General features: G+C 68.4%; 16 protein-coding genes. 2 read left to right on the top strand and 14 right to left on the bottom strand.

Annotation, left to right across the window (positions count from 1 at the left end; all coding sequences use genetic code 11):
• Nucleotides 1–55: 55 nt before the first annotated feature.
• The 6 genes from ABIB54_RS04735 to ABIB54_RS04760 form a co-directional block, all read right to left on the bottom strand.
• Nucleotides 56–826, bottom strand: a complete 771-nt coding sequence (locus tag ABIB54_RS04735; protein ID WP_354574381.1) for a glucosamine-6-phosphate deaminase — start codon at nt 824–826, stop codon at nt 56–58.
• Entirely contained in the window at nt 819–1,814 is a 996-nt protein-coding gene (locus ABIB54_RS04740) for an ROK family protein (RefSeq protein ID WP_354574382.1), read from the bottom strand. Before ABIB54_RS04740 ends, ABIB54_RS04735 begins: the two co-directional genes overlap by 8 nt.
• On the bottom strand, nt 1,811–3,262 hold the full coding sequence (locus tag ABIB54_RS04745) for a glycoside hydrolase family 3 protein (RefSeq protein ID WP_354574383.1): 1,452 nt from the start codon (nt 3,260–3,262) through the stop codon (nt 1,811–1,813). Before ABIB54_RS04745 ends, ABIB54_RS04740 begins: the two co-directional genes overlap by 4 nt.
• 73 nt (nt 3,263–3,335) lie before the next feature.
• Nucleotides 3,336–4,541, bottom strand: coding sequence for an ROK family protein (locus ABIB54_RS04750; RefSeq protein ID WP_354574384.1), 1,206 nt, complete (start codon nt 4,539–4,541; stop codon nt 3,336–3,338).
• 58 nt (nt 4,542–4,599) lie between these two features.
• A complete protein-coding gene (locus ABIB54_RS04755; RefSeq protein ID WP_354574385.1) occupies nt 4,600–8,190 on the bottom strand; it encodes a S8 family serine peptidase in 3,591 nt (1,196 codons plus the stop codon).
• A gap of 278 nt (nt 8,191–8,468) precedes the next feature.
• Nucleotides 8,469–9,698: an NADP-dependent isocitrate dehydrogenase gene (locus ABIB54_RS04760; protein ID WP_354574386.1), complete on the bottom strand. Its 1,230-nt coding sequence runs from the start codon at nt 9,696–9,698 to the stop codon at nt 8,469–8,471.
• Between the two features lie 143 nt (nt 9,699–9,841).
• On the opposite strand from ABIB54_RS04760, the gene ABIB54_RS04765 reads away from it, so the two are divergent.
• Together ABIB54_RS04765 and ABIB54_RS04770 are read left to right on the top strand one after the other, a co-directional pair.
• The gene (locus ABIB54_RS04765; RefSeq protein WP_354574387.1) at nt 9,842–10,294 is read left to right on the top strand and encodes a GNAT family N-acetyltransferase; all 453 of its coding nucleotides are present in this window, start codon (nt 9,842–9,844) and stop codon (nt 10,292–10,294) included.
• 190 nt (nt 10,295–10,484) lie between these two features.
• A complete protein-coding gene (locus ABIB54_RS04770; RefSeq protein ID WP_354574388.1) occupies nt 10,485–10,772 on the top strand; it encodes an MGMT family protein in 288 nt (95 codons plus the stop codon).
• A 426-nt stretch (nt 10,773–11,198) separates the two neighbouring features.
• Here the strand turns inward: ABIB54_RS04770 and ABIB54_RS04775 are convergent, their stop codons facing one another.
• The 8 genes from ABIB54_RS04775 to dhaL form a co-directional block, all read right to left on the bottom strand.
• Nucleotides 11,199–13,013: an ABC transporter ATP-binding protein gene (locus ABIB54_RS04775; RefSeq protein WP_354574389.1), complete on the bottom strand. Its 1,815-nt coding sequence runs from the start codon at nt 13,011–13,013 to the stop codon at nt 11,199–11,201.
• Entirely contained in the window at nt 13,010–14,728 is a 1,719-nt protein-coding gene (locus ABIB54_RS04780; protein WP_354574665.1) for an ABC transporter ATP-binding protein, read from the bottom strand. Before ABIB54_RS04780 ends, ABIB54_RS04775 begins: the two co-directional genes overlap by 4 nt.
• Nucleotides 14,729–15,244: 516 nt before the next feature.
• Nucleotides 15,245–16,444 (bottom strand): dimethylargininase, encoded by a 1,200-nt coding sequence (ddaH, locus tag ABIB54_RS04785; protein ID WP_354574390.1) that lies wholly within the window; start codon nt 16,442–16,444, stop codon nt 15,245–15,247.
• 406 nt (nt 16,445–16,850) lie between these two features.
• Complete coding sequence (gene purH, locus ABIB54_RS04790; protein WP_354574391.1) at nt 16,851–18,455, bottom strand: bifunctional phosphoribosylaminoimidazolecarboxamide formyltransferase/IMP cyclohydrolase; 1,605 nt, start codon at nt 18,453–18,455, stop codon at nt 16,851–16,853.
• Nucleotides 18,452–19,090, bottom strand: a complete 639-nt coding sequence (gene purN / locus ABIB54_RS04795) for a phosphoribosylglycinamide formyltransferase (protein WP_354574392.1) — start codon at nt 19,088–19,090, stop codon at nt 18,452–18,454. Before purN ends, purH begins: the two co-directional genes overlap by 4 nt.
• 88 nt (nt 19,091–19,178) lie before the next feature.
• Nucleotides 19,179–20,396, bottom strand: a complete 1,218-nt coding sequence (locus tag ABIB54_RS04800) for a cell division protein PerM (RefSeq protein WP_354574393.1) — start codon at nt 20,394–20,396, stop codon at nt 19,179–19,181.
• Between the two features lie 201 nt (nt 20,397–20,597).
• The gene (gene dhaM, locus ABIB54_RS04805) at nt 20,598–21,311 is read right to left on the bottom strand and encodes a dihydroxyacetone kinase phosphoryl donor subunit DhaM (RefSeq protein ID WP_354574394.1); all 714 of its coding nucleotides are present in this window, start codon (nt 21,309–21,311) and stop codon (nt 20,598–20,600) included.
• Nucleotides 21,308–21,946, bottom strand: a complete 639-nt coding sequence (gene dhaL / locus ABIB54_RS04810) for a dihydroxyacetone kinase subunit DhaL (protein ID WP_354574395.1) — start codon at nt 21,944–21,946, stop codon at nt 21,308–21,310. The genes dhaM and dhaL overlap by 4 nt, the downstream gene beginning before the upstream one ends.
• Between the last annotated feature and the right edge of the window lie 3 nt (nt 21,947–21,949).

Raw genomic sequence — 21,949 nt, forward strand, 5'->3', positions numbered from 1 at the left:
ACATCCCCCATCCTCCCCGCACCGGTCGCCATTCCAGCGGGTCGAGGGGGTGGGGCTACAGGCCTTCCCACTCCGGCTTATTGGCCCAGGCGTAGCGGTAGTAGTCGACGTTGGCGAGGCCGGAAGCGGCGGCTTCATCGACGATCACCGTGACGTGCGGGTGCAGCTGGATCGCGGACCCGGGAGCACTCGCCGTCACCGGCCCCTCAACGGCGGCCGCGATCGACGCCGCCTTGCCTGCGCCGAAGGCCAGCAGCACCAGGTGCCGGGCCCGGCGGATGGTGCCGAGCCCCTGGGTGATGCAATTGACCGGCACCTCGTCGACCGAGGCGAAGAACCGGGCGTTGTCGCGGCGGGTCTGCTGTGTCAGGGTCTTGACACGGGTGAGCGACTCGAACGACGATCCCGGCTCATTGAAGCCGATGTGCCCATCGGTGCCGATGCCGAGCACCTGCAGGTCGACTCCCCCGGCCGCCCGGACGGCGAGCTCGTAATCCTCGCCCGCCGTCTCGATCGGTCCGAGGTGGCCGGGAACCGCCACGAGCGATTCGTCGAGCCCGAGCGGTTCGACCACCTCCCGGGTGATCACGGCGCGATAGCTCTCCGGATGACCGTCGGGCAGTCCGACATACTCGTCGAGCGCGAAACCGCGGACCCGGGAGAGATCGGCCCGCCTGCCCGCGAGGGCGCGCCAGACGCCGAGCGGGGTCGATCCGGTCGCGAGGCCGAGCACGGCATCCGCTCTTCTCGCCACGAGCGCGAGGATGGCATCCGCCGCCAGTTCGCCCGCCTCCGCGCTGTCTTTCACGATCACGATCTCAGCCATCGGTCGATGCCCTTCCCTGGTCCGGTTCCCTGTGCGCGTCTGGTTCTGGTCGAGGGAGTCCTGTCGGTCGCGGGCCGGCACCGTTCGATGCGGCCCCGACGAAGGCGGCCCCGACCGCCGACACGAGAGTGCCCGCAGGCACGAGCCGCACCCGCTCGGCGAGTCGCAGCGAGGCGATGAATGGCGAGTGCTCCGACCAGCCGTCGAGCGCAGTCCGGATTCCCGCCAACAGCGGGTCGCCCAGCGAGCTGATCCCGCCGCCGATCACCACGGTCTCCACATCGACGCTCAACACGAGGATCCGCACCGCGGAGGCCACGTTCGCCAGGAACCGTTGCTTCACCGCGACCGCGAGGGGCTCGCCCGCGAGCGCGGACTCGAACAGCGCGTGCACCGGGGAGGCGGCCTCGCTCGGCCACTGTCGCGAGACGGCGGATCCGGAGGCCACCATCTCGAGACAGCCGCGCTGTCCGCACTGGCAGACCGGGCCGTCGGGGTCGACCGGGATGTGCCCGATCTCGCCGGCGGTGCCGCGGGCACCGCGCCACAGCCGACCCTCGAGGACGAGGCCCGCGGCGAGCCCGGTGCCCAGGTTGAGATAGGCCATGGACGTCGCCTGCGGCAGCCCGAGCAGATGGAAGGCTCCGAGCGCCGCAGCATTCACATCGTTCTCCACCCGAACCGGCACTCCGAGCATGCGGGAGAGCTCGCCCCCGAGTTCGAGCTCGTCCAGCCCGAGATTGACCGCATGCGAGACGCGGCCGCTCGCGCTGTCGACCGCACCCGGCACGCCGACGCCCACCGATTCGATGCTGTCGACCGGCACCCGCAACGCGGCCGCGAGGGACGAGACCACTCCCGCTGTGGTCTGCAGCACCGAGGATGCCCCGAAACCGGTAGACACCCTCAATTGGTGAAGGATCCGACCCGTCTCGTCGATGGCCACCGCATCGGTCTTCGTGCCGCCGACATCCACTCCGAGCCTCATGCGCCGGCCTGCCTCTCCAGCCAGAGGAGCAGGGCGAGGCCCGCGTGACGAGACGCCCCGAAGGTGGCGACATCGGCGTAGCGCCGGTCGTCCGACGGCCAGCCCATCTCCACGACCACGGTGGACGGATGCTGCCGGCGCGCATCGTCGATCAGGCTCCGCACCCACGCCTGGCGATGGTTACCGCGACCGACGATCACCTGTTGCGTGCCCGGTGCCAGCTCGAGTGCCTCTCCCTCTCGCAGCACGGACACCTCTGCGCCGGCCGCCGCCAAGCCCCAGGGGGATGCGCCGACCGCGATGTTCGCCTCGGTCTCCGGGACCACGATGCTGCGGTCCGTTTGGATCCTAAGGCCGGCCTCGGCGAAGGCCGCGGTGTCGAAGACCGAGATGGTGCGTTCGATTGAGAAGCGGGGCTCCGACGTATATGCCGGCAGCGGAATGTCGTGGGAGTCCTCGATGAAGTCCCGAGCCAGTCGTCTTACCCGGGCGACGGCATCGGCGAGACGTTCGGGGTGCACCCTTCCCGTCACCACGGCAATCGCGAGCGCCCTCTCGATGTCGTCGAGCTGTTCGGCGGTGTTCTCCGTGCCGATGCAGAGGAGGTCACAGCCGGCGGCCACGGCCCTCACGGCTGCCTCGGGGATACCGATCTCGCCGCTGGCCCCTGCCATATCGAGGGCGTCGGTGACGATCACCCCCTCGAACCCGAGTTCTCCGCGCAAGAGGCCTCCGAGCACCGTGGAAGAGAATGTCGCGGGAGACTGCGCATCGAGCTGCGGAACCATGATGTGCGAGGTCATGATCGTGCGCACACCCGCGGCGATCGCGGCCACGAAGGGAACGAGCTCACGGTCACGGAGCTGCTCGAGCGATCGATCGATCACCGGCAGCGCCAGGTGGGAGTCGAGGGCGGTGTCGCCGTGTCCCGGAAAGTGTTTGGCACTGCCGCCGATTCCCGTCGACTGGAGTCCCGTCACCCAGGCGGCGCTGTGGCGGGCGACGAGCGCGGGATCAGTGCCGAAGCTGCGCACGCCGATCACCGGGTTGTCCGGGTTGGAGTTGATGTCGACATCCGGAGCGAAATCGAGGGTGCACCCGGCCCGACGCAACTCCCAGCCCACGGTCGTCGCTATCGCTGTCGTGTAGTCGACGTCGTCGGCGCGACCCAGGATGGCGTTGCCCGGATAGGGCGAGCCGAGCCGGTCGTGCAGGCGGGTCACGTCGCCGCCCTCCTCGTCCACGGCGATGACGGCGAGGGGATTGGCGGCACGGATGGCGGCGGTGAGTTCGGCGAGCTGCCCTGCGGAGACGATGTTCTGCCCGAACAGGCAGACCCCGGCGAGACCGGCGCGCAGCCGGACCGCGAGCCAGTCGGGGAGAGTCTCCCCGACAAAACCCGGAAGCAGCACGCCGGCTGGGGTGATCCCGGAGTCCTGGCCGACCACGTCGTGCTCCCTTCGAATCGCGAAACGGGGTTTGTTAGTAGAGCTTACTAACGTGATCGGTCGCGGCGAAAGCTCAGGACACGCCCAGTCGTGAGGAGATCACCATGACCGCGGCGCCCCGAAGGACGATGTCGTCCCCGAGGGTCGAGAGGCGCAGCGCGAGACCCCCGTGAAACCGGTCCATCGTGCGGCCGCGAATCGTCTCGAGAGCCGCCGCGATGAACGAGCCGCCGAGGAGAGAATCCGGGCCGCTCAGCACCACCTCGCCGAGGTTGAGGGCCCCGACGATCGGCGCGAGCGCGATTCCCAGCCGGGTGCCCGCCTCACGCAGGATGATGGTGCGGGACGCCGCCGGATCCGGATCGCGCTTGGCCTCGCCCAGCTTCGCCTCGAGCCGGGGTGCGGCGAGCCAGGTCTCGAGGCAACCATGCTTGCCGCAGCTGCAGAGCTCGCCGCCGTCGGTGCCGACGACGACGTGGCCGATCTCACCCGCCGCGAATCGGCTGCCGTGCAGCAGGGTGCCCCCGAGCAGGAGTCCGGCGCCGACCCCGCGGCCCACCCGCACGAGCATGAGGTCTCCCTGCGCGTCGCCGTAGCTGTGCTCGGCGAGAACCGCCGCGTTGGCATCGTTCGCCACGACGACCGGCACTCCGAATCGCTCGGAGAGCTCGGCTCGCAGCGGCAGCCCGGTCCAGTGGAGGTTGGGGGCGCTCACCACTGTCCCTGCGAGGTCGACGATACCGGGGGATCCGACGCCGATTCCGAGCAGGGGCGCCGTCACCGTCGCGAGCAGGCTCTCGATGAGGGAGAACAGCTGCTCGAGAGCCGCTTCGCCCACGGTTCCGGCGATCGCAAGCTCAACCCGGCGAAGGATCGTGCCTCCCAGATCGAGTACGGCTCCGCGGAAGACCTCTGAATCACTCAGGTCGATGCCCACGATCTGGAACGCTGAGCGGTCGATATCGAGCAGGATCGCCGGCTTGCCTGGCCGGGGTACGTCTCGCTGGCCGGTTTCGACCAGCAGTGCCTCCGCCATAAGCTCGGTGACCAGATCGGAGACGGTGACTCTCGTGAGCCCGGTGCTGCGCGCGACATCCGCCCGGCTCTGCTGGCCGGCCGTAAAAAGGGTTTGGAGCACGAGGGCCCGATTGTGCCCGCGAGCGTGTTCCGGCAGCACTTTGGCGTTCGGTCGCAGCGGGCGCCCCGCGGAGCCGGCGATGCGCTGCGAGAGGAAGGATGCCCTCGAGCGAGCCACCCCGGTCCCACCTGGCTGCGTCATGTTTGTTAGTAAAGCTTACGAAGGGGGGTGCCGCAACACACCCCCCTTCGATGCCCCGCTAGAAGATAACCAGATAGCGCTTCGTCGGGCTGGTCGACCCGGTAACCGTGTCCGCCGCCGCCGGCGCGAAGCTCGCTCGCACCGAGTAGATACCGCTGCCCCTCTTCGGCAGCGGATAGCTCACGACGCCCGAACTGCCCGCGGCGACCGGCAGGGTGGCGACCGGACGACCGTTCACGGTGATCACGACCTGTCCCGCGGGCAGTGCGGCGGCACCGGATGTCACCCTCACGGTCGCCGTCGTCTGCTGCCAGGAGAACAGCACGGTGCGACTCAGGGAGAGGCTCGTCGCCGTGGCGAACTTCACCGTGACCGCGGCAGAGGTGGCCGTGCCCGGGGGCAGCGCCCCCTTGGTCGCGGTGACGACCACGGTGAGCGCCTTGCCCTGGTCGGCCGTCGCCACGCGATAGTTGGCCCGGGTCGCACCGGGGATGTCCACCCCGTTCGCCTGCCATTGGTAAGCGAAGCGCAGGCCCGCGACATCCCACGTTCCGGGCGTCGCGGTGAGCCGCTGGCCGACCTCCGGCGTGCCGGTGATGGCTGGCGGCGCGGTGTTGAGGGGCGTACCCGGCTTGACGTCGGCCTGTGTCACCACACTGACGACGGTGTACGCACCGGTGTCTCCGTAGCTGACGAGCCCGAGATAGTCGGAGTAGGCCGCGAGGCCCGCCCAGGCTGCCGTGAACGTCGCCGGCACACCCTGCTTACCCGGCAGGACCGGGGGCGTGAGGGTGAGCGGGGCTCCCCCGTCGGCCACCGCGTAGGTGCGCAGGTCGAAGGTGGTCGGCGCGGGCGCCGCATACACGCTGACCTCCACGAGATAGCTCCCGGCATCCGGAGCGAGCAGGTTCACGCGCTCGTCGGCAGAGCCGGTCGCCGACTGGAAGGCCGCGATCGGAGTGCCCGCGGCATCCAGCTGGTAGACGACGAGGTCGAGGTCCGCGGCGTTGTCGGTGGTGTCGAGATCGAACCGGGCGTACTTCGATCCGGCGGGTACGGCGACCGTGTAGTCGAAGGTGTCAGCCTCGGCACTCGACCCCGAGTGACCCGGCGTGCCGCCCGCGGTGGGATCGGGCTGCAAGGTCCCGGCGGTGAGACCGGTGGTCGTCAGCGGGATGTCTCCGTCACCACCCGGAGTGACGGTCACGTCGACCGATCCATAGGTGCCGGTGCCGTTGGCGGAGGCCGGTGCCACGATCGTCACGGGCTGCACCGCGATCGGACTGCGGACCGACGTCGAGCCGCTGGTCCAGGTGAGGGAACCCGTGGCGAAGGCATCGAGCGGCGCAGTCGTGCGGGTGAAGGTGACCGTGTAGCTCTTGACCTCGCCCGCCGCACCGAAGGTGAGGGTCGACGGGGTGACCACCGCGTCGATCCCCGGCACGCTCACCGCAGCGGTGAAGGTGCCCGCCTGAGTCGAGGTGACCGTGCGAGTGACGGTCTGTGAGCCGGTGAGGGATCCGATACCGATGGAGGCCAGGTTGAGATCACTCGGATCGATCGGGGCGACTCCCACGTCGTAGCCGGCGCCCTGGATGTAGCCGTACCAGTCGTCGAGACCGTTGAGGTAGAGGAGTCCCGGCGCGAAGAACCTGGTCGGGTCGGCGTGGCCGGCTCCCTGGGTGAACGGGTCGGTCACCGCCTTTCCGGCACCATCCTTGGTGTCGTAGGCCGTGGTCATCAACGCGGACTTGATCTCCGACGGCGTCGCGGTGGGATGCACACCGAGGTAGAGCAGACCGAGGCCGGAGATGTGCGGCGCGGCCATCGAGGTTCCGGAGAGGAACTGGAAGGTCGGGTCGGCGCCGGCGGCATTCGCCCCGTCGGCGATGATCGCCACCCCGGGGGCGGAGATGTCCGGCTTGATGATGTCGCTGCCGTCGGCGAGCACCGGGCCACGGGACGAGAACCCCGCCACGATCGGAGTCGGCGGTGTGTCACCGGCGGTGTTGTCCGGGGTGAAGGTGGCGGTCGCTCCTGCGGTCGCCGCGTAGGCGAGCACCTGGTTGTGGTACTGCGCATCCAGGTGAACCGTCGGCACGGAGTGCGGGTCGAGGTCGAGCGATCCCGGAACCACATTGACGAGGACCATGCCGATCCCCCCGGCACGCTTGACCTCGGCGGACTTGTCGACCCTGGCGCTGACTCCCCGCTCACAGACCACGATCTTGCCGGCTGCCTTCGCCGGGTCGAGGGAATTCGTGAAGCAGAGGTTGGGGCTCGTGCCTCCCGCGAGTGCCACGCTTGCCGCGGTCACGAGTGGGCCAGTGAGCGCAGTCGCACCCGCGGTGCGGTCGACGGAGACGGATGCGCCGCCGAACGTGCTGCCGTCGCCGAGGGTCACCGTTGCCTCGTAGCTCGGGATCGTGCTGGCGGCGACCGTGGTGATCCACGGAGACGCGTTATCGAGAGTGGATGCGCCGGGACCGGAGTTTCCCGCCGAGGCGGAGACGAAGACTCCGGCGGCGGCGGCGCCGAGGAAGGCCTGGTCGGTCGGAGACACCGTGGTCTGGGCCGCTCCGCCGCCGATCGAGTAGTTGATCACGTCGACGCCGTCCGCGACCGCCTGGTCGATTCCGGCGAGGAGGTCGGAGGTGGCGCATCCGTCATCGGTTGTTGCGGAGGGATCGGGACCGGACCAGCAGACCTTGTAGACGGCGATCTTCGCCGCGGGGGCGACGCCGGTGATCGTGCCGTAACTCGTGCCGCTGACGGAGGCGGGGACTCGGGCGTCACCCGCGGCGGTGCTCGCGGTGTGGGATCCGTGGCCGTCGCCGTCACGCGGCGAGACGTACTCGCCGGTCGCTGCGCTTCCGATCTTGCCGGCGCCGAAGCCGGCGAGGAAGTATCGGGCGCTGATGACCTTGGTGGAACAGTCTGTTGCCGTGAATTGCTCACCGGTCTGGCATACACCGGTGAAGGTGGCACCGTCGGCCTTCGCGAAAGTCGTGGTGGTGCCGTTGAGATAGGGCTCCGCACCCGCGGTGGTTCCGAGGGGCGAGCCGGCGAAGGAGGGGTTCTCCGGGGCGATGCCGGTATCGAGATCTCCGAGCACGATGCCCTTGCCCGCCTTGTCGAGACCGCCGATCTTGTCCCACACGCCGCCCGTGCCATCGAGGCCGAGGAACGAGGTCGACGGAGTCGCGGTCACATGCTTGAGCTCGTCCGGTGCGAGCGACGCGACCTTCCGGTCGGAGGAGAGGGCGGCGAGCTGCTTCACCGTGAGGGTCGCAGAGAACGCGTTGAGAGCGAGGGTGTACGACTGGTCGATCGTGACGGCCGCCGCCCCAGCGACATCCTTCTGCTCGCTCGAAAGGTATTCGGAGTAGGTCTGCACGGCCTTGGCCCGGGCGTTGAGCTGCTTGCCCTCGACGGGCTTCGTGGCCGCATAGCCCTTCACCCCGCCGCGGTACGTCGCGACGGCCGGGTCGGCCAGGGTCACGATGTAACGACCGGGAGTGAAGGTGGTCTGGTGTTGACCGCCGATTCCGGTGGGGGCGGCACTGGCGCTGAGCGCGGTGCCGGCGACGAGGGAGGTGGCGACCAGGCCGACGATGGCGAGGCCTGACAGTGCTTTCCGAATGCTCACAGATAGGTCCTTTTCGTGGAAGGTGAATCTCTGCCGGGCAGTCGGTAACTGCGCGATGGTCTCAACCTAGGGTTCTACCCCCGTATCGGGGGTACGTCGTTATGGTTCCGTTACGGGAATGTCCCCCGTCCGTCCCTGAACGGGACAATCGGGGGACACTTCGTCCGGCCTGTCGGCGGTTGGCCGCACGACCGGCGAGTCGCTTAACCGACGAACGCACGGGCGCCATGCGGCACCCGTGCGTTCGGAAGACGTACCTGGCGAGCCAGGCAGGCAGACTAACCCAGTCGCGCGGCGAGGTTCTTGTCGAGCGTGTCGAGGAACTCCTCGGTGGTCTCCCACTTCTGGTCCGGTCCGACGAGCAGCGCGAGGTCCTTCGTCATGTGACCGGCCTCAACGGACTTGATGACGACATCCTCGAGCGTTGCGGAGAACGCCTCGAGCTCGGGGTTGTTGTCGAGCGTTGCGCGGTGCGAGAGGCCGCGGGTCCAGGCATAGATCGACGCGATCGGGTTGGTCGAGGTGGGCTTGCCCTGCTGGTGCATCCGGTAGTGGCGCGTGACCGTGCCGTGCGCGGCCTCGGCCTCGACGACCGATCCATCCGGAACCGAGAGCACCGACGTCATCAGGCCGAGCGAGCCGAAGCCCTGCGCGACGGTGTCCGACTGCACGTCACCGTCGTAGTTCTTGCAGGCCCAGACGTAGCCGCCCTCCCACTTCATGGCGGAGGCCACCATGTCGTCGATGAGGCGGTGCTCGTAGGTGAGACCGGCAGCGTCGAACTTCTCTTTGAACTCGGCCTCGAAGACCTCCTCGAAGATGTCCTTGAAGCGACCGTCGTAGGCCTTGAGGATGGTGTTCTTGGTGGAGAGATACACCGGGTAGTTGCGGGTCAGGCCGTAGTTCAGGCTCGAGCGCGCGAAGTCGCGGATCGAGTCATCCAGGTTGTACTGTACCTGCGCGACGCCGTCGCCCGGGGCGTCGTAGACCTCGAACTTGAGCGGCTCGGATCCGTCTTCCGGGGTGAACTCCACGGTGAGCTTTCCCTTGCCGTGAAAGCGGAAGTCCGTGGCACGGTACTGGTCGCCGAACGCGTGGCGTCCGATGATGATCGGCTTGTTCCATCCCGGAACCAGTCGCGGGATGTTCGAGATGATGATCGGCTCGCGGAAGATCACACCGCCGAGGATGTTGCGGATGGTGCCGTTCGGCGACTTCCACATCTTCTTGAGTCCGAACTCCTCCACGCGCGCCTCGTCGGGAGTGATTGTCGCGCACTTGACGCCGACGCCGTGCTTCTGGATGGCGTGGGCCGCGTCGATGGTGACCTGGTCGTCGGTCGCGTCACGGTGCTCGATGCCGAGGTCGTAGTACTCGAGGTCGATGTCGAGATAGGGGTGGATCAGCGTGTCCTTGATCTTCTGCCAGATGATTCGCGTCATCTCGTCGCCGTCGAGTTCGACGACAGTTCCTGCGACCTTGATCTTTTCAACCTGGCTGTTGGACAAGCGATTCTCCTTACACGACGGGGCATTCTGCGCACCGCCTGTAAGCCTACCGGTTTCTCGAAGTATCTCGACATCGAGATACTTTCCTGACTCTTAGCGACTCCGACTACCCCCGGATCGGTGGCGGGGGTTAGCCTGTGCTCATGGCTGAACTGAGACTGGAAGAGTTGTCGGCGAGAACTATCGTTGCCGCCAACAGCCTCACGCTGAGACGCGGGCAGGAGCAGTTCGTCACTCCCCCGTCCTATGCGATCGCCGATGCGTACCTCAGTCCGGTGACCTCCTGGCCGCGTGTGGTGCTCGATGGAGACACCGTGGTCGGCTTCATCCGGGGCAATTTCGACCCGGATGCCACGCAGGAGGAATTCCGCAGTTGTATCTGGCGCGTCACCGTTTCGGCGGATGCCCAGGGCACCGGGGTCGGACGCTTCGCCGTGTGGGCGCTCGCCGAAGAGGCCCGCCAGCGCGGCTTCGATCGCATCACCGCCATCTGGGAAGAGGGCGAAGAGGGCCCGGAGCAGTTCTTCCTCCACACCGGCTTCACCGTCGTCGGCGAGACGCAGTACGGCGAGAAGATCGGCGAGCTCGGGCTGTGATCCCGTTGCTTCGGGGGATTGGCGTGTCGATTCTCCGGATCGCCAGGGCCGCGCTTCCCGGGCTCGCGGGCCGCAACCCGGAGCCGGTGCGACCGTCGCCGCGGCCGCCGGAGTATCGGCCATAGTCGGCCCACCCTCCGATCGAGCGGGCTTCGACGCGGCGGCCTCTGAAGAGCCCGCCGGCGACTTCGTGTCCCGTGTGCTCACGGTGGTCGAGGCCATCCCGAGCGGCCGGGTGATGACCTACGGCGATGTCGCCGCCGCCATCGGATCGCGAGCTGCGCGGGCCGTCGGCCAGACGATGGCCTATTACGGGTCCGATGTGGCGTGGTGGCGGGTCATCCGGGCAAGCGGCCATCCCGCGGTGGATCACGAGTCAGCGGCCCTCGAACATTTCCGTGCCGAGGGCACGCCGCTGACGTGGTCGGCTTCCGGCCTCTTCCGCGTCGACCTGGCCGCGGCGCGCTGGGTGCCCTGACCCGGGTCCGGTGAGGGCGGGATCCCCGCACCCTGCCCAGCAGTCACAAACTGCTCCCCGCTCGGCCCGGCCAAGCACTCTGTGACGGATGACCGCCGCGGGCGCCCGGCGCGGCGCCCGCGACCGGCGCCGCACCCCGCCGCCCGGCGCCCCATCCCGCCGCCGGCGCGGCACCCCGCCAGCCCGGCGCCCCGGCGCGCCGAACCGTCACCAACTGCTCCCCAGGTCGGCCTGGCGAGCACATCCTGACGGATGACCAAGACCCTCCGGGCGCCCCACCCCGCCGAACCGTCACGAAGTGCGCTGGACCGCGCCCACTGGAGCACATTGTGACGGATGGCCAGCGCACGCGCCCCGCGCGGCCATCGCGCGCACGCGCCCGGCACCGCCGGCACGCGCACGCGCCCGGCACCGGGCAGGATGCTCCTAGACCAGCGACTCCCGCCAGGCGGCATGGAGCTTCGCGAAGCGACCGGTTCCGGCGATGAGGTCGCGCGGCGCGCCATCCTCCACGATGATGCCGTGTTCCATGACGAGCACGCGGTCGGCGATCGCCACTGTCGACAGGCGGTGGGCGATGATGATCGCGGTGCGGTCCGCGAGCAGGGTCTGCAGGCCCTCCTGGACAAGACGTTCCGACGGAATGTCGAGCGACGCGGTGGCCTCATCGAGAATCAGCACGACGGGATCAGCGAGGAACGCCCGCGCAAACGAGATGAGCTGGCGCTGGCCGGCCGAGACGCGACCACCACGCTTGTTCACATCGGTGTCGTAGCCATCCGGGAGCGACTGGATGAACTCGTGAGCTCCCACCGCTTTCGCTGCGGCACGGATCTCCTCCGGCGTCGCATCCGGCTTCCCGAGCGCGATGTTGTCGGCAACGGAGCCCGAGAAGAGGTACGCCTCCTGGGTGACCATCACGATCGCTCGCCGCAGGTCCTTCGGATGCAGCCGGCGCAGGTCGATGCCATCGAGCGAGACGATGCCATCCGAGGGGTCGTAGAACCGGGAGATGAGCTTCGCCAGGGTCGACTTGCCTGCTCCCGTCGATCCCACGAGGGCGATCGTCTGCCCGGCCGGGATGTCGAGATCGAAGTGCGGGAGGATGACCCGGTCCGCTTTGTACGCGAATTCGACGCCCTCGAATCGCAGCTCGCCCTCCGCCTTCCAGAGGTCGATCGGGCGCGTCGGATCCGGCACGCTCGGCTGCTCCTCGAGCACGCCGGAGATCTTCTCGAGCGCGGCCGTCGCCGACTGGTAGGAGTTGTAGAACATCGCCATCTCCTGCGCCGGCGCGAAGAACGACCGCGTGTAGAGCAGCGCCGCGAGCAGCACACCGATGGCGAGCCCCCCGCCGGCCACCCGCAAGCCACCCACAAGCAGCACGACCCCGAGCGCCACGTTGCCGATGAGCACGAGACCGGGGTCGAGCACTCCGAAGAGCTTGATGGTGCGCAGGTTCGAGATGCGGTAGTCCTCCACGAGACCCGCGAACTCGGTCTCGTTTCGCTTCTCCTTGCGGAACGCCTTCACCGCGCGGATGCCCGTCATCGTCTCCACGAACTGCACGATGAGACGAGCGGATGCGGTGCGCGTCTCGCGGAACGCCTTCTGCGAGCGCACCTGGAACCAGCGGATGAGGAAGCCGAGTGGGATGAGCGATCCGAACAAGACCACACCGCTCACCCAGTCGATCGAGAACAGGGCGACGGCGATGAACACCATGTACAGCCCGCCCTGGATCAGCTGGTTGATGCCCGAATCCAAGAGCTCGCGGATGGCATCCAGATCGCTGGTCTGGCGCGCGATGATGCGACCGGAGGTATAGCTCTCGTGGAACTCGAGGCTCAGGCGCTGGGTGTGCAGAAACACCCTCTTGCGCAGATCGATAAGGATGGCCTGGCTGATGCGCGCTGTGAGCACGGTGTACCAGGCGATCAGCACGGCACCGATCACTCCCGTGAAGAGGTACGCTTCGACAGCGAAGCCGAGCGGCACCCAGTCGTGCTTCACCAGGGCGGGCAGGCCGGTGTCGATCCCGAACGCGATCAGCGCGGGACCGGCGACCTGCGCGGCCGTCGACACCACCACAACGATGATCGTGAGGGTGACTCGGGCCCAGAGCGGACGCAGCAGCGAGTTGAGCAGGCGAAGCGAGCGGTCCCGGATCTGCCGGCTCTCGGCCTTGCTGAAGTCGTTGCGCTCTTCGCCCTCGACACCGGTGATGTTGGCGGTGCTCATGCGGTGACCTCCTGCGCTTCGCGCTTCTCTTCATCCTCGAGGCTCGAGATGACGAACCTGTAGTGATCGCTCGATTCGAGCAGTTCGCTGTGTCGTCCGACGGCGGTGATGCGGCCACGTTCGAGCAGCGCCACCCGGTCGGCGAGCATGACCGTGGACGGGCGGTGAGCCACGATGAGCGCGGTCGTTGAGGCGAGGACGCGGCGGAGCGCCGCCTCGACGAGCGCCTCGGTGTCCACGTCCAGCGCGGAGAGGGGATCATCGAGCACGAGCACCTCCGGGCGCGCCGCCACCGCACGGGCGAGCGCGAGCCGCTGGCGCTGGCCGCCGGAGAGGCTGAGCCCCTCCTCCCCCACCTTGGTGTCGATGCCGAAGGGCAGGTCGTAGACGAAGTCAGCTTGCGCGATGTCGAGCGCCTCGGCGAGGTCGGCGTCGGATCCCTCCGGACGCCCGAGCATCACGTTGTCGCGCACGGAGGCCGAGAACAGCGTGGCATCCTCGAACGCCATGGCGATGTGGGTGCGCAGGTCGAGTCGTCCGAGGTCCCGGATGTCGACCCCGTCCAGCCGGATCGCGCCACCGGTCACGTCGTAGAGCCGGGTGGTGAGCGCGGTGAGAGTCGACTTGCCGGAACCGGTGAGGCCCACGACCGCCATCGTCTCCCCCGGCTCGAGCTCGAGGTCGATTCCGTCGAGAAGGTCGTCGTACTGGCTCGGCGAGTCCGAGTAGCGGAAGTGCACGTCGTCGAAGACGAGACGCCCCTCGGGCTTCGCGATGGTCTTCGCGTGCTCCGGGTCGGCGATCGTGTTCTTGGCGTCCATCACCTCGAAGAAACGATCGGCAGCGGTGCGCGTGTCGAAGGTCATCGACAGCAGGAAGCCGATCGACTCCACCGGGAAGCGCAGCACTGTCGCGGTCGCGAAGAACGCGACGAGCTGGCCGACCGAAATCTGGTCGGCAGCGGCGAGCCAGACGCCGCCGAGAAGACAGAGTCCGAACGTGACATCCGGAACCATCAGCAGCCAGAGCCAGATGCCGGCGATCGCCTTGGCCTTCTCGATCTCGGTGCCGCGCAGGTCCTCCGCCTGGGAGGCGAAGTTCTTGAGCGCGTGAGGGCCGCGGCCGAAGGCCTTGAGCACCCGGATGCCGTGCACCGACTCCTCGACGGCGGTCGCGAGGTCGCCGGCCTGGTCCTGGCTGCGGCGAGCGACCACCGAGTATTTCTGTTCGAAGAGGTAGCCGTAGATCCAGAGCGGAATCGAGCAGAGCACGAAGACGACGCCGAGGATCCAGCTGATCGAGAGGAGGAACACGAATCCGACGAGGATCGTGATGGTGTTGACGACGAGCAGCACGATGCCGAAGGAGATCCACCGGCGCACGAGGTTGAGGTCGCTGATGGCGCGCGAGAGCAACTGGCCGCTCGCCCAGCGATCGTGGAAGTTCACCGGCAGGTCCTGGAGCTGCGTGTAAAGCGAATTGCGCAGATCCGCCTCGACGTGCGTACCGGGCTGAAGCACGAACCAGCGGCGGAACCAGATCATCACCGCTTCGAGCACGCCCAGCCCGAGCACGGCGGCCACCGGCCACCAGATCTGGCTCGAGTCGCCGTCTTTAAGCGGGCCGTCGACGAGAGCACGCAACACCTGCGGGATGAGCAGCGCGACGAGCGCGGCGATGAGCGCTGACACCATGCCGAGGTAGATGCGCGGCATGGCCGGCTTCGCCCAGGGGTAGATGCGCACGATGGAGGCGAAGGTGCCCTGGCGTTTCGTGGCCGGCACCTTCTCAATCGGAAGCGAGCGTTTGCGGTTGTCTGCAGACAAAGGATTTCCTTGCGGATTGGATGGCACGCACCGATGTGGTGGTGGCCGGTAACGGAGGGTGCGAAAGAAGGGGATGATGCCGTGCGGACGCGCCAGTGTGGGCCGGGCGACGGACGGTGGAGCTGGCGGGGCAGCGAGAGACTCGGCGGCCCCGGGTGTTACCGGGTGCCGATGACGGGGACGAACGGAAGGACGGCACCACGCGTCGCGCCTGCAGTTGCGAGAGATGTGATGGTCATGGTGTCCTCCGGAACAGTTGTGTCTTCACCAGTGTGGCCACGATTCGGCCCCTCGTAGGGGTCGACCGGACAGCCCTACAGGATATGCCCACTACTTACACACATACAACCTTTGTCACGAATTCGTCGCAGAATCCGTTTCCGACGGGTCAGAGGACCGGCTGGCTCAGCGCACCCGCACCGAGAGGCAGGTGACGCAGCCCTCGAGCTTCTCGAACTCGCTGATGTCGGTGGTGAGCACACGGTATCCGAGGTCCGCGATGAGCGCGGCAGACTTCGGTGCCGCGGATGACATCAGCACCGTGTCATCCGCGAGCACCACCACTGCCACGCCTTCCGCTTCCGGCACCGCCAGATAGCGGCCGAAGACCGAAGGGTCATCGACGAGTGGCGGGTAGCCGATGACCGTGCCATCCGGAAGCGCCGTCACGGCGCTCTTGAGGTGCAGGGCTTTGGTCACCGGAACCGCGACTACCGTGTAGCCGAGGGGCGTGACGAGGGCTCGCAACTGGCGGATGCCCTCCGCATTCGTGCGACCGCCGCGGCCGACGAAGACGGTGCGATCCACCTTGAGCACGTCGCCGCCGTCGAGGGTGCCCGGCATCTCGATGCGGCGGATGCTGAGGCCGAGCGCCGCGACGGCCCGCTCCGCTTCGACGATCTCTCCCGCGCGGGACTCGGCTCCGGGGCTGCCGATGATCGCCGTGTCGCCAAAGATCACCATGGTGTCCTCGACGAACACGGAATCGGGCTGACCGGTGGCCACCGGCACCTCCACGACGTCCCACCCGGCGTTCGAGAGCAGCGCGACGTATTCGTCCCACTGGGAGTTGGCGAGCTCGAGGTCCACCGGAACCCGTTCGATGTGGGTGACCTGCCCATCGGCGAGGCTATCGGCCGGGGCTCGCACCAACGCGATGCGGCGGCCGGCGGCATCCGCCTGCCGTCCCATCAGCAGTCGCCAGACGGCGTACCCCGCGGTGACTGTGCCGATGATCGTGGCGAGCACGAAGGGGAGGTTGGTGCCGATGAGCTGGGTCGCGACCGATTCGGTGACGGGAGAGGCGCTTCGGGCGACGGTGATCGCCGCCCCGGCGACGGCTCCGACGAGACCGGCGACGATGCCACCGATGAGTCTGAGGTACCAATAGCGATAGAAGCCGACGAGGGCGAGCACGGCGAGGACGACGAAGAGGATGAGGGTCGACCCCAGGAAGAAGTCGAAGACCTGGCCGAGAGTCGAGACGCTGCCGCCGTAGAACAGCAGGGAGACCGCGAGGAGTGAGATCAGGGACACGGCGAGGGCGGAGACGACCGCGCCCGCAAGTCGGCGGAGGAATGGGGAGCTGGCGCTGTCGACGGTCATGGGTCCCGACCCTAGGGGATGTCGGCTATGGATCGGCTGTGCCGAGCCGGTGGCCGGGCTAGGCTCGCCGGCTCTCGCTGGCGTTCACTGCTCGACCGGCGTAATGGTCCCCGCGAGCGGGTCTCCCGGGGCGATTCGGCGCCGGCGCAGACCGCGCGGGCTCAGCCGGCGCAAAACGCTCTCAGGGGCACGGCTCAGCGCCGATTGTGACGGATGAGCGGGCCGACGGGGCCCCGGCCCGGCCCCATCCCCTGCGCGCGCGGGGCGAACCGGCGAAAACTGCTCCCAGCAGGGGGTTTCGGAGCGCATTGTGACAGCTGGGTGAACCCGGCGCAGCGCAGCTGGCGCAGCTGGCGCAGCGCAGCTGGGTGAGCGCAGCTGACTGAACCCGGCGCAGCGCAGCTGGCTAGTGGTAGAAGTGGCGCTCGGCCGTGAAGTACATGGTGACGCCAGCAGCCTTCGCCGCCTCGATCACATCGGCGTCGCGGATCGACCCACCGGGCTGCACCACCGCACGAACGTCCGCGTCGAGCAGGATCTGAAGGCCGTCGGCGAACGGGAAGAAGGCGTCGGATGCCGCAACCGATCCGGCCGCACGATCGCCCGCACGCGACACCGCGAGTCGGCAGGAATCCACGCGGTTGACCTGGCCCATGCCGACGCCGACCGAGGCACCGTCATCCGCCAGCAGGATCGCGTTGGACTTGACCGCCCGCACCGCGCGCCACGCGAATTCGAGGTCGGCGCGGGTGGCGTCATCCGCCTCTTCGCCGGAGACGAGGGTCCAGCCGTCGCTGGAGAACTCGTCGAAGACATCGGGCTGTTGCACGAGAAGCCCCCCGCTGATCTGCTTGAACTCCAGCGGCTCGCGGCGGTATCCCTCCGGCAGTTTGAGCAGCCGGAGGTTCTTCTTGGTCTGCAGCAGTTCGAGGGCCTCGGGGTCGAAGTCGGGGGCGATCACGACCTCGGTGAAGATGTCCTTCACCGTGTGGGCCATCTCGATGGTGACCGGGCGGTTCGCCGCGATGACCCCGCCGTAGGCCGAGACCGGATCGCAGTCGTGGGCGCGCTGGTGCGCGGAGGCGATGGGATCCCCGGCCCCACGCGCGACCGCGATTCCGCAGGGCTGAGCGTGCTTGATGATGGCGACCGCGGGCTCACGGAAGTCGTAGGCGGTGCGGAGCGCGGCATCCGCATCCACGTAGTTGTTGTACGACATCTCCTTGCCGCCGAGCTGGATCGCCTGCGCGATTCCCGCGCCGTGCTCGGTGACGTAGATCCAGGCGTCCTGGTGCGAATTCTCGCCGTAGCGCAGCACGTTCTTGAGCGACGCGGTCACGCTGAAGCTGTGGGCTTCTTCGCGTGGATGCTCCGCCCGGATCCCCACATTCGCGGCGAAGAATTCGGCCACTGCCGAGTCGTACGCAGCGGTGTGCGCGAAGGCCTCACCCGCGAGACGCTGGCGCTGGGCGAGGGTCGTTCCACCGAGGGTGACGGCCTTGATCACCTGGGCGTAGCTCTCGGGCGACACGACGATCGCGACATTCGCGTGGTTCTTGGCGGCCGCGCGCACCATCGCCGGTCCGCCGATGTCGATCTGCTCGATCGCATCATCGCCGGTGATCCCCGAGGCGATGGTTTCGACGAAGGGGTACAGGTTCACGACGACGAGCTCGAAGGGACGGATGTCGAGCGCGGCGAGCTGCGTCTCGTGGCTCTCGAGCCGCAGGTCGGCCAGGATGCCAGCATGGATGGCGGGATGAAGCGTCTTCACCCGCCCGTCGAGGGTCTCCTGGAAGCCGGTGACGCTCGCGACCTCGGTGACGGGGTGGCCGGCATCCGCGATCGTCTTCGCCGTCGAGCCGGTGGAGACGATCTCGACGCCCGCGCCAGCGAGGGACGCGGCCAGTTCGAGGAGGCCGGTCTTGTCGCTCACGGAGATGAGGGCGCGGGTGATCGGAATGGCATCCCGTGCGCGGTACTCGGCGGGGTCGTGGGTCGGTGCGCTCATGGGGCACTCCTCAGGTCTGGCGCAGCTGTATCGGAAGCTGCTTTGCGTGCGGCGATGGTCGGGAGGTCGATGGCACCGTTGGCGATGTCGAGCACGGCCTGCACGAGCAGTTCGCGTTCGACCGGCTTGATGCGCTCGTGGAGGGTGGATTCGGTGTCGCCCGGCAGCACGGGAACGCGGCGCTGGGAGATGATCGGTCCGGCATCCACCCCGTTGTCGACGACGATGATGCTCGCACCGGTCTCGGTGACGCCGGCGGCGAGCGCATCCCGAACGCCATGGGCCCCCGGGAACTCGGGCAGGTAGGCCGGATGTGTGTTGATCAGGTTGGGACTGAGGGCCGCGATCACCCGCGGCGGCAGCAGCTTCATGAAACCGCTGAGGATCACGAGGTCCGGCTGCCAGACCCGGATCTGCTCCAGGAGCTCATCGCCCCAACTCTCCCGGTCGTCGAAGCTCGACAGCGCGGCCGCGAAGGTGGGGATGCCGTACGCCTCGGCATGCTCGAAACCGTCCGCATCCCGGTCCGCTCCGACCGCGATCACCCTTGCCGGGAATTCGGCATCTTCGGAGGCCTCGAGAAGCGCGCGGAGGTTCGACCCTCCGCCGGAGATCAACACGACCAATGAGAGCACGCACAGAGCCTATCGGAGTGCTCTGCCGGTCGAGTGGCGAGCCTGTCGAGCCCGCAGGCCTCAGGCCTCGGGCCTCGGGCCTCGGGCCTCAGCGGCGAGACGGCCGACCGGCCAGTAGCCCGATGACCGCGGCAACGCCGATCTCGAGCGCGGCGAACCCGCCGACGAGCCACGGGGACGGTCCGACATCCACCAGTCGTCCGGGGCCGGCAGAACCGGCGGATGCCCAGGCGAGCAGTGCGAGAAGCACGCCGCCGACGACGCCGCTCGCGAGCCCGGTGGCGATGAACGAGCTGACGGACACCCGCGGACCGAGCTCTCGGGCCAGTCGCGGTCGCACGACGAGAGCGATGAAGAAGCCGGCGAGTACGGGCACGAGGAGTCCGAGGAAACCCCACCCGAGCGCTCCCGGAGCGGGAAGTGCGCCGAGCACGGGGATCGCGGGGATGGGCCCGAGCGTGGTGCCGAGCGGCGTGACGGACGAGCCCGCGCCCATGGCGAAGCCGGGCCCGATGAACCACGAGGCGCCCCAGATGACGAGATTGGGCAGCACCGCCAACTGTCCGATGGTGAGCGCGATCCCGCCAAGAACCCCCGCGTGCACGCCCTCATACAGGGAGATGATGGCCGCATAGTTCGCGAGGAACAGCACCGCGACGGCGAGGGCGGATGCCGCGATCACCACGCTCGCGGAGCCGACGCCGCCGCGCAGCCCCGCCACGATGATCGTGCGCACCTCCGGGCGCCAGCCCCGCACGATTCCCCGGGCACTGTCGCCAAGCACGTCAGCCGCGGCGGTGGCAGGGCGCAGAATCTCCGACCCGATCACGATCCCGAGGGCGAAGACGAGAGTCGGCAGCAGCGTTCCCTGCCAGATGGAGGGTCGCGCGGCGGGCAGGAGCACGCTGAGCGTGAGACCGAGCGAGATCACGGCGAAAGCGGCGACGGACACCGCCATCCCGAGCAGTCGATGGGGCGTCTCGCCGATGCGACGCCCGGCGCGCACCCCGAGCAACACGGTCACGAGCGCGAAACCGAGGGGGGCGATCGTGACGATGAACGGGGTTCCCGCACCATCGAATCCGAGCCCCGAGGCCATCACCGGGTCGAGGGTGAGCTGGATGTCCACGCCGGAACCGAGCAGCCACAGGTCGACGGCCGTGCGCCAGAACACGATGAAGTCGACCTGGAGCCCGTACTGGAACGCCCACAGCACCGTGAGCGGCACCAAGGGGATCGCGACACCGATGGCGGCGACGAGCACCGCTTCGAGCGCGGAGAAGAGGGCGGTGAGCGGACGATTCATACCGGAGGTGAGCCTACCGGCGGCCCCGCGATCCGCCGGTCCGCCGGTCCGCCGTGGCGCAAACCCCCGGCAATTCCCTGCCCCGCCCACCGAAAACGCAGGAGATTCGCCACCGGGAGCGGACTGTGCCGCAGAAGGGGCCCTTTCGTGGCGGATCTCCTGCGTTTTCGGAGCGCGGGAAGGGAGGGCGGAGGCGCCGGGTCATACCTCGCCAAAACCCTCGGTCACGAGCTCCGTCACCTTCGCGAGCGCCTCCGTGGCCTGGGCACCGGATGCGGCCACGGTCAACACGTCACCGGTCTTCGCCCCGAGCGAGAGCAACCCGATCAGGCTATTGGCGGCCACCGGCGCACCTCCGGTGCGGGTGTTCACCACGGTGAGTTTCGCGTCGAAGCCGGCGAGGGTCGACACCAGCGTGGCCGCGGGCCGGGCGTGAAGGCCGTCCGGATTGATGATCGTGAGGTCGGCGGAGAGTCCCGCAGGAGCCGCCGGCTCGACTGGCGCCGCCGCAGCGGGCTCGTCGAGCATCGAGATCTTCGGGGTGAGGGCACTCCGTGCCTCCTGATCGACCTCGTCGAGGCCGGCTCCCCCCGCCGCCGTGACGATGGCGGCGAGCAGGCCCTCGACGAATGGCGCGCTCGAGAGCCGCACCTCGGCATCGGATGCGCGGAAGTCGAGTGCCATCTCCGCGCTCATCACCGCCGACCCGAGATCCATGATCACGAGCACGCCGTCGGGCGAGGCGACCTCGTCGATCGCGGCCGAGACCGCCGTGGCATCCGTACCGATCAGCCCCTCCCCCGCCCCGGCGGCGATCGCGATGGCCGGCCGCTCCCCCGGCACCATCTGCAGGGCGAGCTCGACCGCCGCGTGCGCGAGAGCCGAGCTGTGGGAGACGACCACTAGTCCGATCACGCGAGCGCTTCGGCGAGCGCCTGGAACAGGTACCCGGTGGAGGTCGCCCCGGGATCGAGATGCCCGGCGCTTCGATCGCCGAGGTAGCTCGCGCGTCCCTTGCGGGCGACGAGGGGCTCCGTGGCATCCCTCCCCGCCGATGCGGCCGCGGCTGCCCCTGCCGTACTCGCGGCGAGGTCGGCCCCCGCCGCGATCTCGGCGTCGAAGGCGTCCACTGCCGGAGACATCGCGTCGACCATCGTCTTGTCGCCGAGCTCGGCCTTTCCGCGGGCCAGCACCCCGCCGAACCCGGCGCGGAGTGCCGCGGCCAGCCCGGCGGAGTCCAGTTCCGCGACGGCGCCGGCCGTGGTGCCGAACCTCAGGAAGAAGGTGCCGTACAGCGGACCGCTCGCTCCACCGACCGAGGTGACCAGCGTCATCCCGACCTGCTTGAACAGCTCATCGACCCCGGTCGACGGTGCGGCCGCGATCTTCTCCATCACCGCCGCCATGCCCCGGGCCATATTCGCTCCGTGGTCGGCGTCGCCGATCGCCGAATCGAGTTCCGTGAGATAGCTGCGGTTCTCGGTCACCAGCGCGGCGAACCGGGACAGCCAGGAGACGAGCTGGTCGAGTGAGACGGTGCGGTCCGCCACAGT

Source organism: Frigoribacterium sp. UYMn621 (genome assembly GCF_040549525.1).
Classification (GTDB): domain Bacteria; phylum Actinomycetota; class Actinomycetes; order Actinomycetales; family Microbacteriaceae; genus Lacisediminihabitans.